The following is a 15,561-nucleotide window of genomic DNA, read 5'->3' on the forward strand; positions in this document are numbered from 1 at the left end:
GCGAGGGTTTTCGCAATGAGCGCCGACGTCATGACCCGCCCCCGCAGCCGGGCGGCGGTGCCCGCGGGGGCACGCCGCCGTCGTTCGAAGAGGAAGGACCCCGGCCGTGTGCTGCGGCTCTACATCCCCCTCGGGCTGTATCTGGTCTTCACCCTCGTGCCGTTCTACTGGATGCTCGTGTTCGCCCTGCGGCCGGCGGGATCGACCGACCCCGTCCCCTGGCCGATCACGTTCGAGCACTTCGAGACCGTCTGGAACGACATCGGCTACGCGGTCTTCTTCAAGAACAGCGTGATCGTCGGGGTCTGGTCGCTGCTGTTCACCACGGTCATCGCGGTGATGGGCGGGTACGCGCTGGCGCGCTACCGGTTCCGCGGCCGGAGCCTGTTCATGGTCGTGCTGCTGTGCACCCAGTTCATCCCCGGCGCGATGATGCTGATCCCGCTGTTTTCGATCTTCAAGTCGCTCGGCCTGATCAACAGCCTGGGGAGCCTCGTCCTCGCCGACACCGTGTTCAACCTGCCTCTGTCGATCATCCTCATGAGCGGTTTCATCTCGGCCGTGCCGTTCACGGTGGAGGAGGCCGCGATGGTCGACGGCTGCACGCGGTTCCGCGGCTTCCTCGCGATCGTGCTGCCGCAGCTGCGGCCCGGCCTGATCGCCGTGGGGTCGTTCGCGTTCATCCACACGTGGAACAACTTCCTGTTCGCGCTGATGTTCGTCAGCAAGCAGGACAGCTTCACGATCCCCGTCGGTCTCAGCTACACGATCGGGGAGTACAGCGCCGACTTCGGGGCTCTAGCGGCCGGGGGCGTCGTCGCCGCCCTGCCTGTGGTCTGCGTGTTCGCTGTGGTCCAGCGCTATCTCGTGCACGGCATCAGCGCCGGCGCGGTCAAGGGATAGCACCCCCCACCCATTCAGAGACCAGCCTGTCGAGAGCAGGAGGACACAGATGAGAATGAAAGTGGCCTGGGCGGCGCTCGCCGTTCTCGCCGTCACCGCCACGGGATGCGGGTCGGACTCGGGCTCGGGTTCCGGCGACGGCTCCGGCAAGACGACCATCACGTTCTGGGACAACAACGGGGGCACCCGCACCCCGATCTACCAGGAGCTGATCAAGCGGTTCGAGGCGGCCAACCCCTCGATCCACGTCGAGTACGTCGGCGTCCCGATCGCGTCCGTCCAGCAGAAGTACGACACCGCCATCGCGGGCGGGGACACCCCCGACGTCGGCGGCGTCACCACGTCGTACCTGGCCAACCTGACCGGTCAGCAGGCGCTGGAGCCGGCCGACGACTGGCTGTCCAAGAGCTCGGTGAACGGCAAGCTGGCCACGCCGATGCTCGACTCGGTCCGCAAGACCGTGCCCGACGGCAAGCTCTACCTCGTGCCGGGCACCTCCAACATGGACGTGGTGTGGTACCTGAAGGACAAGCTCCAGCAGGCGCCGAGCACCTGGGATGAGTTCTTCACCAGCGCCGACGAGCTGACCAAGAAGCCCGACGAGTACGGCTACACCATCCGCGGCGGCGCCGGCTCGATCTTCCAGATCCTCGCCGAGATGTACTCCTACTCGGGCGTGGGCGAGTTCTTCGACGCCTCGGGCAAGAGCACGGTCAACGACCCGAAGAACGTCGAGTTCCTCGGCAAGATGGCCGGGCTGTACAAGAAGGACACCCCCGAGGCCGACGTCACCAACGACTTCCCGAAGATGGTCGCCGCGTTCGGCACCGGGAAGATCGCGATGATGCACCACAACCTGGGCTCCTACAACGACCACGTCAAGGCGCACGGCAAGGACAAGATCGCCGCCTTCGCGCTGCCGACCGGCCCCGGCGGCAAGCGGACCATCGTGGCCAACCCCGTGGACGGGTTCGCGGTGTTCAAGAACAGCGAGCACAAGGACGCCGCCTGGAAGTTCGTGGAGTTCCTGGTCTCCCACGACAGCAACAGCTACTGGAACCAGCAGACCGGCCAGATCCCGGCCAACACCGAGGCGCAGGGCGACTCCTGGCTGCAGGACCTCCAGCACGTGAAGACGGCCGTCGAAACGCTGAACGACCCGAACACCCAGGTCGTGTCCCCGCCCTACTACCTGCCGCAGTTCTCCTCCATCACCAAGGCCGACACCGAGCCCCTCTTCCAGAAGGTCCTGCTCGGCCAGATGAAGCCCCAGGAGTTCCTCGACACCCTGGCGCAGAAGCTGACCGACGCCCAGGCCGAATGGAAGAAGGCGACCGGCGGCTGATCGAGCCCGCCGGCATCCGGGACCGGGCCGGTGCGTCCCTGACCGCGCACCGGCCCTCTGGGCCCGGTCGACACGGTCCCTCCCGAACTCACCGACGAAAGGGAAGAGTCCATGGCGGTAGTCGAACGCGTCATCGTCACGCTCTTCACCACGGTCACCGAATCCGTGGTGGACGGGCACGGCCACCGGCATCCCGGGCCGCCCAGGGAGGTGCGGGAGGCGCTGCTGGCCGTCACCGACAGCGACGGCGCGACCGGGTACTGCCTGGCCGCGCCGGACACCGTCAGGGAGGCGGTGATCAACGGCCACATCGGCCCCGCGCTGGTCGGCCAGGACAGCCTCGACCGGGAGCGGCTGTGGCACCGCGTCGCCCGCCGGCAGCGGGGCGCCCAGGGCAACCTGTCCGACCGCGCGCTCAGCGCCGCCGACCAGGCCCTGTGGGACCTCGCGGGGCGCAAGCTCGGCCTGCCCGTCTGGAAGCTCCTCGGCGGCGCCCGCTCCGAGGTGCCCGCCTACGCGAGCACCATGTGCGGCGACGACATCACCGGCGGCCTGGCCACCCCCGAGGACTACGCCGCCTTCGCCAAGGAGCTGGTGTCCCGCGGCTACCGCGGGATCAAGCTGCACACCTGGATGCCGCCCATGCCGTACGGCGTGGACCGCGACATCGAGGCGTGCGCCGCGGTCCGCGAGGCGGTCGGGCCGGACGTCGCGCTCATGCTCGACAGCAACCACTGGTACTCCCGCTCCGAGGCCCTGACCCTCGGCCGGGCCCTCGACGAGCTGAACTTCACCTGGTACGAGGAGCCCATGGAGGAGGCGTCGGTACAGTCGTACCGATGGCTCGCCGACCAGCTGAAGACGCCGATCCTCGGGCCGGAGACCTCCTGGGGCAAGCACATGGCCCGGGCGGAGTGGGTGGCCGCGGGGGCCTGCGACATCCTCAGGGTGGGCGTCGTCGGATCCGGCGGGATCATCCCGGCGGTGAAGGCGGTCCACCTGGCCGAGTCGTTCGGCATGGACTGCGAGATCCACGGCAACGGCTCCGGCGCGCTGGCCGTGATCGGCGCCACGCTGTGCGGGCAGTGGTACGAGCGGGGGCTGCTGCACCCGCACTCGGACTACGACACACCCGCCCCGCACCTGCGGTCGATCGTCGACCCGCTCGTCGACGGCAGGGTGCGGATGCCGGACACTCCCGGATTGGGGGATGATCTGGATATGGACTACATCGCCTCCCGGACGGTGGCCAGCTGGGGAACCGGCTCACAATAGGAGGTGGACAGGCGGGTCAGGGAGGTACACATGGCGGAACCCGTGCCGCACGTGAAGTCGGCACTCCGGACGGTCGAGCTGCTCGACTTCTTCGCGCAGTATCCCGGACTGCACAGCCTCACCGACCTTCAGGGCAAGCTGGGCTATCCCAAGAGCAGCCTGCACGCCCTGCTGCGCACGCTGGTCGACCTCGGCTGGATCGAGACCGACGTCACCGGCACGCTCTACCGGATCGGCATGCGGGCTCTGCTGGTCGGGGCGACGTACATCGACGGGGACCCGGTGGTCCAGCTCGCGCACGACGCCCTGGACTGGCTGGCCGAGGTGACGGGGGAGACGGTGCACCTCGCCCGGCTCGACCACTTCGACATCGTGTATCTCGCCACGCGTGCCTCGCGGCACTACCTGCGGCCGTTCTCGCGGGTGGGCCGCCGTCTGCCGGCGAGCACCACGTCGCTCGGCAAGGCGATCCTGGCGAGCAGGGACGACGACGAGGTGCGCGCGCTGCTGCCCGCCGAGCTGCCCTCGCTGACGGCCCACACGATCGTGGACGCCGAGGAGCTGCTGGTCGACCTGCGCCGGGTGCGCAAGCAGGGCTACGCGGTGGACCGCGAGGAGAACACCGAGGGGCTGCGGTGCTTCGGCGTCGCGCTGCACATCAGCGACCCGCCGCGCGACGCCATCAGCTGCTCGGTGCCGATCCCGCGCCTGACCCCGGAGCGGGAGAAGGAGATCGCCTCCTGCCTGCTGGAGGCCCGCGAGCGCATCGAGCGCTCCGCCATGCGCCAGCGCCGGGCGTACTGACCGGCGCCCGCCGCCCGTTCACAGGAGCCGTCCGCACCGGACCACGAGCGCCCCGGGACGTGTCGCCACGCCGCGGGGCGCTTCGCCGTGTCCGCGTGCCCGCCGCCCGGGAAACGCGCTGCCCGGGAACGCGTGCGCCGCCGGGGAAGATCCGGCGAGCATCCCGGAAGATGCGCGGGTCACAGCCCGGACGTGACGATGACGGGGTGACGGTCGCGCTGCCTCCCGCTCCACGGGTCCACCGGCCGCGACCCGACCGGAGCCGCCGCCGTGGTGCCGGTAGCGGCCGCTTCCGTACCCAACCTATGGCGGGGTGAGAGATGACTCTGGTCGAGACCGAGACGTCAGTCGATTTCGACGGTGAGACCCTGGACATCGCGACCGTACGGCGTGTCGCGGAGAACCAGGTGCCGTGCGGCGTGGCGCCCTCCGCGCTGGCCAAGGCCGCGGCCAACAGGCGGCAGTTCGAGGACATCGTCCGGCAGGGCATCCCGGTGTACGGGGTGACCACCGGGTACGGCGAGATGATCTACATGCTCGTGGACACCTCCAAGGAGGTGGAGCTGCAGACCAACCTGGTCCGCAGCCACAGTGCGGGGGTCGGGCCGACCTTCGCCGAGGACGAGGCGCGGGCGATCGTCGCGGCCCGGCTCAACGCCCTAGCCAAGGGCTACTCCGCGGTCCGGCCCGAGCTGCTGGAGCGGCTCGCGCTGTACCTGAACCTGGGGATCACCCCGGCCATCCCCGAGATCGGCTCGCTGGGCGCCAGCGGCGACCTCGCCCCGCTGGCGCACCTCGCGTCCACGGTCATCGGTGAGGGGTACGTCCTGCGCGACGGCCGCCGGGTCGAGACCGGCCCGATCCTGCGCGAGCTCGGCATCGAGCCGCTGCGGCTGCGCTTCAAGGAGGGGCTCGCCCTGATCAACGGCACCTCGGCGATGACCGGGGTCGGCTCCCTGCTCGTCAGCAGGGCGCTGGACCAGGTGCGGCAGGCCGAGATCGTCACCGCGCTGATCTGCGAGGTCCTGCAGAGCTCCACCAGCCCCTTCGTCGCCGACGGGCACGACGTGGCCCGCCCCCACCGGGGCCAGATCGACGCCGCCGCCAACATGCGTGCCCTGCTGCGGGGCAGCCGCCTCGCCGTGGAGCACGGCGACCTGCGGCGGGCGCTCAAGGACGGCGCGGAGGCGTCGCCCGGCGCCGAGGGCGCGGGCGTCCACCGCACCGAGGTCTACCTGCAGAAGGCGTACACGCTGCGGGCGATCCCGCAGGTCGTCGGCGCCGTCAGGGACGCCGTCTACCACGCGTCCGGCACCCTGGAGATCGAGCTCAACTCCTCCAACGACAACCCGCTGGTCTTCGAGGGCAAGGAGGTCTTCCACGGGGCGAACTTCCACGGCCAGCCGGTCGCCTTCGTGATGGACTACCTCACCATCGCCCTCACCCAGCTCGGGGTCTTCTCCGAACGCCGCACCAACCGGCTGCTCAACCGTCATCTCAGCAACGGCCTTCCCGAGTTCCTGGTCGCGGGGGACCCCGGCCTCAACAGCGGGTTCGCCGGCGCGCAGTACCCCGCCACCGCGCTGGTCGCCGAGAACCGGACGATCGGCCCGGCCAGCATCCAGAGCGTCCCGTCCAACGGCGACAACCAGGACGTCGTCAGCATGGGCCTCATCGCCACGCGCAACGCCCGCAGGGTGCTGGAGAACAATCACAAGATCCTCGCGGTGGAGTACCTCTCCGCCGCCCAGGCCGTGGACCTGTCGGGCAGGTACGACGGGCTCAGCCCGGCCGGCAAGGCGGCGTACGAAATGGTGCGCTCGCTGGTGCCGACGCTCGACAGGGACCGTTACATGGCCGACGACATCGAGCTGGTCGCCGCCGCGCTGTCCCGGGGCGAGTTCGTCAACGCGGTCGCCCGCGCCGACCTCGAACTGCGCTGAGCGACCGGCCGGAACGGCCGGGACCGAGAACCGGGGAACGCCCGGGGCGGGACTCCCGCCCCGGGCGTTCCGCGTGCGGGCACGGGCGCGGTACGGGCACGGCACGGGCCCGGCAGGGACGCGGCGCGGGCGCGGAGGCGGGGGAGGAGGGCGCGCGGCGAGCGGAGTGGGGCAGGACCGGCCCCGGTGGCGCGAGGCCGGGAACGGCGAACGCGCCGGATCCCGGGGGAGATCCGGCGCGCCGGTGGTCGTGGTCTCGGCAGGGGCCGCGGCCGGGGCGGCGGTGGCCGTCCCGGCGGGGCTCACAGGTCGAACAGGCTCTTCTTCGCCTGCCGCAGCTCCTCGAACGAGGACAGGTCGGGAACCGTCCAGCCGTCCAGGTCGTACTCGCTCAGGCACTCGTCGACGAACGCCTTGTAGCCGTCGACCTGGCCGTTGGCGATCTGCGCCGACAGCAGCTCCACCCTCGTGTTCTCGTGGTTGCCGGCGTAGTTGCGCTCGTACAGCTCGTGCCGGCCGCCGAACTCGGTGCCGACGGCGTCCCACAGGAGCTTCATCACCTTGATCCGCTCGACCGAGTCGATGCCGTCCGAGCCGCGCAGGTACTTGTCCAGGTACGGCCGGACGTCGGGGTTGCGGAAGTCCTCGGCGCCGGAGTTGACGTAGATGAGGCCGCTGGCGATGTCCTGCTCGACGATCTCCTTGACCCGGGGGTAGCCGATCTGCATGAACCACCGGTAGGCCAGGCCGTACGCCGGGTTGGGCAGGACGGCGCCGTTCACCCACGGGACGGGGTTGCGCGCGGCGGCGTCCGACAGGCCCCAGAACAGGTTGCGCCAGGCCAGCACCTCGCCGATGCGGCTCTGCACGCCCCGGAAGTCCTTGGTCCCGGTGATCTCCACCGCCTTGGCCAGCAGGCCGGCGATGAACTCCAGCTTCACCGCCAGCCGGGTGCACCCGTGGAAGGTGAAGCGCTCGGGGAAGCCGGACCGGCCGGTGAAGAGCTGGACCTTGCCCAGGTGCCCGTAGATGAAGACGTTCTCCCAGGGGATGAGCACCTTGTCCAGCACGAGGATCGTGTCGTTCTCGTCCAGCCGGGAGGACAGCGGGTAGTCGAACGGGCTGCCCATCACGGCGGCCATGGCCGAGTAGGACGGACGGCAGATCAGCTTCAGCCCCGGGGCGCCCATCGGCACGGTCGCGACCAGGGCGAACTTCTTGTCCTTGATCGGCAGGCCGTAGTGGGCGATGAAGTTGTAGTGGGTCAGCGCCGAGCCGGTCGCCACGACCTTGGCGCCGCTCACGACCAGGCCCGCGTCGGTCTCCTTCTCGACGTGCACGAAGACGTCGGCGACCTCGTCCGGCGGCCGGTTGCGGTCGACCGGCGGGTGCACGATCGCGTGGTTCCAGAACAGGACCTTCTCCTGCGACTCGCGGTACCACCGCCGGGCGTTGTCGGAGAAGGGCTCGTAGAACTCCGCGTTCGCGCCGAGCGTGCCGAGGAACGCGCCCTTGTAGTCGGGGCTGCGCCCCATCCACCCGTAGCTCATCCGGGCCCAGGCCGCGATCGCCCGCTGGTCGGCCACCAGGTCGTCGGCGCTGCGCGGGGTGGTGAAGAAGCTGTGGGTGTAGCCGTCGCTGCCGGTGTCGGTCGGCACGACGAGGGCGTCCCGCCGGTCCGGGTCGTGCAGGGCGTCGTACAGCCGCGCCGTCATCCGGATGGGGTTGTGGAACGCCGGATGCGTGGTGACGTCCCGGACCCGCTCGCCGTACAGGTAGATCTCGCGGTCGTCGCGCAGGCTCTCGACGTACTCGGCGCCGGTCAGGGGACGCGTCTTCCGCGGCGGAGCGTGCTCCGCCGCGAGCGGCGCGTCGTGGAGGTCTGTCATCGCCAGATGTCCCTTCCTTCTCGGTCGTCCGGGGCTCACCCGTGGTCCGCGACGCCGAACCGGGCCCGGGCCAGGTCGCGCTTGGCGATGGTGGCGAGGAAGGTCGAGACGCCGGCGTGCGTGACGAACATCGACATGTCCCGCCACACGCGCTCGATCCGCTCGCCCCGCCGTACGGCGCTCGACCCGGCCGTGGGGAACAGGTAGCGCTCGACCGCGCGCCAGCACAGCGACACCACCTCGGCGCAGATCGCGGCCAGGCGCAGCTCGTGCTCGTGGGTGACCGCCGCCGGGCCCTGGGCGCAGGCCTCGCGCCACTGCCGGATCGCGTCCATGGTCGCGGCCTCGGCCGTGGCGATCAGGCCGGCGGCCTTGCCGTACCTGAGCTGGAAGTCCGGGTCCTGCGAGCGCACCACGATGGGCGGGAACGGGGTGGTGCGGGTGCGCATCAGGTCCTCGTACCCGTCGAGCGCGCCCTTGGCCATGCCGACGGCGAGCACCGCGTCCTCCATGACCATGAAGCTGAGCTGGCCGCCGCCGTACTCGGGGTTGCCGTGCAGGGCGCGCCCCGGCGAGCCCTCCCTGACGTCGATCTGGCTCATGTGGGTCTTGATCGTGTAGCGGTCGGGGACGCGGCCGCCGGTGATGCGGATGCTGTGGGAGCCGCTCCCCTTGAGGCCCAGCGCGTGACCCCAGTCGTCCAGGCGGGTCCACTGGTCGCGCGGCGCGATGAACATCATGGGCTCCGGCTCGCCGCCGTCCTCCGGGGTGACCATCGCGTGGCCCATGAAGTGCGTGGCGTACGGCGAGCCGGAGCAGTAGCCCCAGGTGCCGTCGACCACCCAGTCCCCGTCCGCGGTGCGCTCCGCCGTGCCGCCGGGCACGACCGTGGCCGGGCAGATGAACTCGCCGGAGGCGAAGATCTCGTCCTGCACCTCCCGGGGGAACACGGTGGCGGCCGGGAGCGCGTGCGCGGCGCCCAGACAGAACATCCAGCCGGTCGAGGGACACCCCCGGGTCAGCGCGATGGCGACCCGCATGAACGTGTCGATGCCGAACTCGTAGCCGCCGTACCGGCGGGGCACCAGGATCCGGTAGAACCCGGCCTTCCGGAACTCCTCGTGGACGTCCTCTCCGTAGTACGTGCGCTGCTCGGTCTCCGCCTGGCGTTCGACCAGGCGGGGCACCATGGCCTCGGCCCTCGCGACCACCTGCTCGGGCGTGAGGCCGGGCTCGGGAGGGGACGGGAGGCGGTGCTCGGGAAGATCGGTGATGACTCCCATGCTGCGCGGTTCCTCACGGTCTCGTGGGCGTACGGATACGCGGTCAGCGTCACACCCGCCACCGGACCGGTGCATCTCCCGAAATGCCCTGCCATATCGCGGGACGTGCGGGCATGGCATTCCGGGATAAGACAGCGCGCCGGAGCCCCGGAGAGAATCCGAGTGCGGTTCCCCGTCCCGGAGACGGTCAAGTAGCGGACGAGGCGCCCCCGCGACGCCGGACGCGCCCGGCGTCCGCGTGGCGGGCGCCCTGGCGGTTGGGAGTTGCGGTGACCACAGTCGACAGCCGAACGCGGGACGACAACGTCTACGGAGAGGACGTCAGCGAGATCTACGACCTCCTCTACCAGCGGCGCGGCAAGGACTACGCGCAGGAGGCCGCCGTGGTGGCCGGTTTGATCCGCGACCACGCCCCGCACGCGGCGACGCTCCTCGACGTGGCCTGCGGCACCGGAGAGCACCTCAGGTCGCTGCGGACGATGTTCGAGCACGTCGAGGGCGTCGAGCTGTCCGACGCCATGCGGGAGCGGGCCCGGGCCAAGCTGCCCGGCGTCGCCGTCCACCCGGGGGACATCCGCGACTTCGACCTCGGCCGGTCCTTCGACGCCGTCTGCAGCCTGTACGGCACGGTCGGCTACATGGCGGGCACGGAGGAGCTCGACGCCGCGATCGGCAGCATGGCAAGGCACGTCGCCCCGGGCGGTGTGCTCATCGTCGAGCCGTGGTACTTCAGGGACGGCTTCGCCGACGGCCACATCGGGCACGACGTCGTCCGCGACGAGCACCGGGTGGTGGCGCGGGTCGCGCGGTCCGTGCGCGCCGGCGACACCGTCGAGGTGCGGGCCCACTACCTCGTCGGCGACGGCGACGGGGTGCGCCACTTCGAGCACGTCCAGGTCATGAGCCTGTTCTCCCGGGAGGAGTACGCCGCCGCGTTCCGGCGGGCCGGCCTCGACGTGACCTGCCTGGAGGAGACGGGCGACATGCTCGCCGGGCGCTCGCTGTTCCTCGGCGTGCGCCGGTGAGGGGGAGGGGCGGGCGGTGATCCCCCTGTTCCGGTCCGCGGTCGCGCCCGGCGCCGCCGAACTGGTCGCCGACGTGGTGCACAGCGGCCGGTTCGGCCACGGGCCGCGGGTGGAGGAGTTCGAGCGCGCCCTCGCGGAGCGCGTCGGCCACCCTCGCCTGGTCGCGCTGAACAACGGCACGTCGGCGCTCCACCTCGCGCTCCATCTGGCGCTGCGACCGGCGGGCGGGCCGGAGTGGGACGGGCCGCCGGGCGAGGTGCTGACCACGCCGTTCACCTTCGAGGCCACCAACTGGAGCATCCTCGCCAACGGGCTGCGGATCACCTGGGTGGACGTGGACCCGGCCACGCTCAACATGGACCTCGACGACCTGGCCAAGAAGATCTCGCCGGCCACCCGGGCCGTCATGGTGGTGCACTGGGGCGGCTGCCCGGTGGACCTCGACCGGCTGCGGCGCATCCTGGACGACGCCGAGGCGGCGTACGGCGTCCGCCCCGCGGTGATCGAGGATTGTGCCCAGGCGTGGGGGGCCGTCTGCCACGGGCGGCCGCTGGGCAACCACGGCAACCACTGCGCCTACAGCTTCCACGCGACCAAGCACCTGAGCTGCGGCACCGGGGGCATGCTCGTCCTGCCCGACGAGCCGTCGCTGGAGCGCGCCCGGCGCCTGCGCTTCTTCGGCATCGACCGCGACGCCGACCGGGTTAACGCCGACTACGACGTGCCCGAGTGGGGCTACAACTTCTACCTGAACGAGATCGGCGCGGCGATCGGCCTGGCGAACCTCGCGGACGTGGACGCCCGGGTCGAGCGGCACCGGCGCAACGCGGCCTTCTACGACCGCGAGCTCGCGGGCGTGCCCGGCCTGGAGCCGACGGCGCGCACGCCGGGGCTGGAGTCGTCGTTCTGGCTGTACCCGGTCAAGGTCGAGGACCGGGCCGCCTTCATGCGGAAGATGACCGCCGCCGGGATCACCGTGAGCGTGGTGTGCCGGCGCAACGACGCGCACGGTTGCGTGACCGCGGCGCGTACGGCCCTGCCCGGCCTCGACGCGGTGCACGAGCGGGTGGTCAACATCCCCGTCGGCTGGTGGCTGTCGGACGAGGAGCGCGAGCACATCGTGGCGACGGTGAGGTCCGGCTGGTGATTGCCGCGCCATTGGCGGAACGCACCGCAACCGCCGATAAGAAATGCCGCGGACAGCGGTGTTAACGTCCAGTCATGGATATTTCCTGCCGGATTTGCGGCGGCCCGGTCAAGGCCTCGGTCGACCTGGGGTCGCACCCCCGCGGAAACGCGTTCCCCAAGCCCGGGGATATCGCGGACGAGTTCTTCTTCCCGCTCATCGTCGGAATGTGTGACTCGTGCACGATGGTCCAGCTCATGGCGGACATCCCGCAGGAGGTCAGATATCACGACGAATATCCGTACCACGCCTCGAATTCCGTGGTGCACAGCCGGCACTTCGAGGGAATCGCCGAGCGGTTCCTGGAGACGGAGCTGACCGGCCCCGACCCGTTCATCGTGGAGATCGGCAGCAACGACGGCGTCATGCTCGCCCGGATCGCCAGGGCCGGGGTGCGGCACCTCGGCATCGAGCCCTCGCGGCAGGTGGCCGAGATGTCCCGGGCCCGCGGGGTCCGGGTCCTGTCCCGGTTCTTCGACGAGTCGGCGGCGGGGCCGATCCGCGCCGAGCACGGCCCGGCCGACGTCATCTTCGGCGCCAACGTGATCGCGCACATCGCGCACCTCGCCTCGGTGCTCAAGGGCGTCAAGCTGCTGCTCGGCCCGCGCGGCGTGTTCGTCTTCGAGGAGCCCTACCTGGGCAGCGTCGTCGAGCAGACGGCGTTCGACATCCTCTACGACGAGCACTCCTTCGTGTTCTCGGTGCGCGCGATCAAGGCCGCGGCCGAGCGCTACGGGCTCGAGCTCGTGGACGCCGAGCACGTCGAGCTGCACGGCGGCTCGATGCGCTACACGCTGAGCCAGCCGGGCGCGCGCGAGGTCCGCCCCGCGGTCGGCGAGTGGCTCGCCCGGGAGGCCGCCCAGCGGCTCGGCGAGCACGCCACGCTGGAGGAGTTCGCCCGGCGGGCCGCGCGCGTCCGCGACGACCTCACCGCGCTGCTGCGGAGCCTGCGCGCGGAGGGGAAGACGATCGCCGGGTACGGCGCCCCCGCCAAGATCACCACGGTGACCAACTACTGCGGGATCGGCACCGACACGGTGCCGTTCGTCTGCGACTCCACGCCGTCGAAGCAGGGCCGCGTGGTGGCCGGCTCGCACATTCCCGTCGTGTCGCCCGAGGTTTTCGCGGCGAACCCGCCGGACTACGCGATCCTGTTCGCCTGGAACCACGCCGGGGAAATCATGCGCAAGGAGCGGGAATTCGCCGAGCGCGGCGGCCGGTGGATTCTCTACGTGCCCGACGTCCACGTCGTCTGAGTGCTATTCGGAATAAGCACGGGCGGAGATGCGGCGGCGCGCCGCGGATGCGAATGATGGAGTCGCCGGAAAGCGTCATCCCGAGATTGCCCAGCGTTTTCCCGTTCGCCGGCAGGGGCAGTCCGAGTGGAAAGGAAGACCCACCGTGTCCGTGGCGACGTCGTCCGTTCACCGCGGCGCCCTCCAGGAGGAGCGCCGCCCCGATCTGCCAGCACTGACCGGCATGCGGATCATCGCCGCGCTGCTGGTCTTCATGAGCCACGTCATCTACCCGATGACCGCGGGCGACCTCGATCCGGCGACGCCGTACCAGGACGACGCCATCACCCAGAACCTGATGTGGTTCTTCTCCCCGGGTGGCTCCATCGGGGTGTCGTTCTTCTTCATCCTGAGCGGCTTCGTGATCACCTGGTCCTACCGGCCCGGCGACTCGGTCCGCGCCTACCTGCGGCGCCGCTCGGTGAAGATCCTGCCCAACCACGTGGTGACCTGGGCGCTCGCGATGCTCCTGTTCGCCGCCGCCTACACGCCGATGTGGGGGCTGCCGAACCTCCTGCTCGTCAACTCCTTCTCGCCCGACTCCAACTACTGGGGCGGGGCCAACATGCCGGCGTGGTCGCTCAGCTCGGAGATGCTGTTCTACCTGCTGTTCCCGCTGCTGATGATCCCGATCGGGAAGATCAGGGAGAGCCGCCTGTGGGCGTGGGCCGGCGTCACCGTCATCGGCATGGCCGCGGTCTGCCTCGTCACGTTCACGCTGCTCCCCGACGAGCCGCGCTACCCGGGTGACCCGCTGTCGCTGCCGCAGTTCTGGTTCGTCTACATGTTCCCCCCGGCCCGCCTGTTCGAGTTCGTGCTCGGCATGGTCCTCGCCCGGATCGTGATCAGCGGCCGGTGGCCCCGGATCGGCATCACCCCTGTGGCCGTCCTGCTCGCGGTCGCGTACGCCGCCACGCTGTGGGTGCCCTCGCCGTACAGCCTCGTCCTGGTGACGGCGGTCCCGTTCGGCCTGGCGATCGGCACGTTCGCCGCGGCCAACCTGAGCGGCCGGCGCACCGTGATGGGCAGCAGGCCGATGGTGTGGCTGGGCAACGTGTCGTTCGGCTTCTACATGACCCAGGCCGTGGTGCTCTTCTGGCTGCGTCCCGCCGTGCTGGGCCGCGCCGAGTACGGCGTCGTGGGCGGCACCCTGCTCGTCCTCGCACTGATCGGCGTGAACGTGCTCGCGGGATGGCTGCTCTACCGGTTCGTCGAGCAGCCCGCCATGCGGCGGTGGAGCCGGTCCCGCAGGACCGGGACCGAGGGGCCGCGCCTGACGGCGGCCTCCGCCGGATCGTCCGACTGAGCGATTCCTCGTCCAACGCACCGAAGCAAACCCTGGAGACATCCGTGGAAAGACGCTGCCCAGTCCTCGACACCACCGGCCGGGACATCCACGCGGAGACCGACCGCCTGCGCGCACAGGGTCACGCGACCCGGGTTGAGCTTCCCGGCGGGGTGGTCGCGTGGTCCGTCAACACCCATGCCGCGATCCGTCAGTTGCTGACCGACCCGAACGTCACCAAGAGCGCCAGGAACCACTGGCCCGCGTTCATCAACGGCGAGATCCCCCCGGACTGGGAGATGATCAGCTGGATCGCCATGGACAACATGGTCACGGCGTACGGCAAGGACCACGTCCGGCTGCGCCGGCTGGTCGGCAAGGCCTTCACGCCGCGCCGGACCGAGGCGATCAAGCCGCGGATCGTCGAGCTGACCACCATGCTCCTCGACGGGCTGGCGGCCACCCCGCCGGGCGAGGTGGTCGACCTCCGGCAGCGTTTCGCCTACCCGCTGCCGGCGATGCTGGTCGCCGACCTGATCGGGATGTCCGAGGCCGCCCGGGTCGAGACCGCCAAGGTCATCGACATGATGGTGGACACCACCGTCACCCCCGAGCAGGCCCAGGCGATCCTGCGCGGCTGGCGGGGCGCGATGGAGGAGCTCATCGCGGAGAAGCGCCGCAACCCCGGCGAGGACATCACCAGCGACCTGGTGGCCGCGCGCGACGAGGACGGCTCGCGCCTGTCCGAGCAGGAGCTGGCCGACACCATCTTCGCGATCCTCGGCGCGGGCTCGGAGACCACGATCAACTTCTTCGACAACGCCATCACGGCCCTGCTGTCCCACCCCGAGCAGCTCGAACTGGTCACCTCGGGCCGCGCGAGCTGGGACGACGTGATCGACGAGACGCTGCGGGTCGAGTCGCCGCTGGTGCACCTGCCGCTGCGGTACGCCGTCACCGACATCCACCTCGACGGGGTCACCATCCCGAAGGGCGACCCGATCCTCGTCAACTACAGCGCGGTGGGTCGCGACCCGGCCCTGCACGGCGACGACGCCGGCCGCTTCGACATCACCCGGCCGGACAAGGAGCACCTGTCGTTCGGCCACGGGCCGCACTACTGCCTGGGTGCGAGCATCGCCCGGGCGGTCGCGACCATCGGCCTGTCCAGCCTCTTCGAGCGCTTCCCCGAGCTGACCCTCGCCGTCTCGAAGGACGACCTGCAGCCGCTGCCGACGTTCATCATGAACGGCCACCGGGCCCTGCCGGTGCGGCTGACCGCCCCGGTGCCCGCCGGCGTCCGCTGAGCGCTGCGGACCTCGCGGCCC

The 15,561-nt window shown here is 70.5% G+C and carries 12 protein-coding genes; 10 read left to right on the top strand and 2 right to left on the bottom strand.

Annotated elements, in window-relative coordinates; translation table 11 throughout:
- Positions 1 to 15: 15 nt before the first annotated feature.
- From HHX41_RS00090 to cmdF, 5 genes are all read left to right on the top strand, one after another.
- Entirely contained in the window at positions 16 to 903 is an 888-nt protein-coding gene (locus HHX41_RS00090) for a carbohydrate ABC transporter permease (protein WP_169979474.1), read from the top strand.
- Positions 904 to 952: 49 nt separating this feature from the next.
- Positions 953 to 2,248 (top strand): sugar ABC transporter substrate-binding protein, encoded by a 1,296-nt coding sequence (locus tag HHX41_RS00095; RefSeq protein ID WP_182904331.1) that lies wholly within the window; start codon positions 953 to 955, stop codon positions 2,246 to 2,248.
- Between the two features lie 111 nt (positions 2,249 to 2,359).
- A complete protein-coding gene (locus HHX41_RS00100; RefSeq protein WP_182904332.1) occupies positions 2,360 to 3,523 on the top strand; it encodes an enolase C-terminal domain-like protein in 1,164 nt (387 codons plus the stop codon).
- Between the two features lie 30 nt (positions 3,524 to 3,553).
- Positions 3,554 to 4,327 (top strand): IclR family transcriptional regulator, encoded by a 774-nt coding sequence (locus HHX41_RS00105; RefSeq protein WP_169979468.1) that lies wholly within the window; start codon positions 3,554 to 3,556, stop codon positions 4,325 to 4,327.
- A gap of 320 nt (positions 4,328 to 4,647) precedes the next feature.
- Positions 4,648 to 6,270 (top strand): tyrosine 2,3-aminomutase, encoded by a 1,623-nt coding sequence (gene cmdF, locus HHX41_RS00110; RefSeq protein WP_169979466.1) that lies wholly within the window; start codon positions 4,648 to 4,650, stop codon positions 6,268 to 6,270.
- Positions 6,271 to 6,572: 302 nt separating this feature from the next.
- Here the strand turns inward: cmdF and HHX41_RS00115 are convergent, their stop codons facing one another.
- Both HHX41_RS00115 and HHX41_RS00120 read right to left on the bottom strand, forming a co-directional pair.
- Positions 6,573 to 8,159: a 4-hydroxyphenylacetate 3-hydroxylase family protein gene (locus HHX41_RS00115; RefSeq protein WP_182904333.1), complete on the bottom strand. Its 1,587-nt coding sequence runs from the start codon at positions 8,157 to 8,159 to the stop codon at positions 6,573 to 6,575.
- A 35-nt stretch (positions 8,160 to 8,194) separates the two neighbouring features.
- The gene (locus HHX41_RS00120) at positions 8,195 to 9,442 is read right to left on the bottom strand and encodes an acyl-CoA dehydrogenase family protein (protein ID WP_182904334.1); all 1,248 of its coding nucleotides are present in this window, start codon (positions 9,440 to 9,442) and stop codon (positions 8,195 to 8,197) included.
- Positions 9,443 to 9,711: 269 nt separating this feature from the next.
- Here HHX41_RS00120 and HHX41_RS00125 point away from each other — a divergent pair, with 269 nt between their 5' ends.
- From HHX41_RS00125 to HHX41_RS00145, 5 genes are all read left to right on the top strand, one after another.
- Complete coding sequence (locus HHX41_RS00125; RefSeq protein WP_310741680.1) at positions 9,712 to 10,467, top strand: class I SAM-dependent methyltransferase; 756 nt, start codon at positions 9,712 to 9,714, stop codon at positions 10,465 to 10,467.
- Positions 10,468 to 10,483: 16 nt separating this feature from the next.
- Positions 10,484 to 11,614, top strand: a complete 1,131-nt coding sequence (locus HHX41_RS00130; RefSeq protein WP_182904336.1) for a DegT/DnrJ/EryC1/StrS aminotransferase family protein — start codon at positions 10,484 to 10,486, stop codon at positions 11,612 to 11,614.
- Positions 11,615 to 11,688: 74 nt separating this feature from the next.
- The gene (locus HHX41_RS00135) at positions 11,689 to 12,909 is read left to right on the top strand and encodes a class I SAM-dependent methyltransferase (RefSeq protein WP_169979456.1); all 1,221 of its coding nucleotides are present in this window, start codon (positions 11,689 to 11,691) and stop codon (positions 12,907 to 12,909) included.
- A gap of 145 nt (positions 12,910 to 13,054) precedes the next feature.
- Positions 13,055 to 14,254 carry an acyltransferase gene (locus tag HHX41_RS00140; RefSeq protein ID WP_182904337.1) on the top strand — a complete coding sequence of 400 codons (1,200 nt, stop codon included), beginning with the start codon at positions 13,055 to 13,057 and terminating at the stop codon, positions 14,252 to 14,254.
- Positions 14,255 to 14,298: 44 nt separating this feature from the next.
- Positions 14,299 to 15,540 (top strand): cytochrome P450, encoded by a 1,242-nt coding sequence (locus tag HHX41_RS00145; RefSeq protein WP_169979452.1) that lies wholly within the window; start codon positions 14,299 to 14,301, stop codon positions 15,538 to 15,540.
- Positions 15,541 to 15,561 lie beyond the last annotated feature (21 nt).

Source organism: Microbispora sp. H13382, from assembly GCF_014161445.1.
GTDB lineage: Bacteria > Actinomycetota > Actinomycetes > Streptosporangiales > Streptosporangiaceae > Microbispora.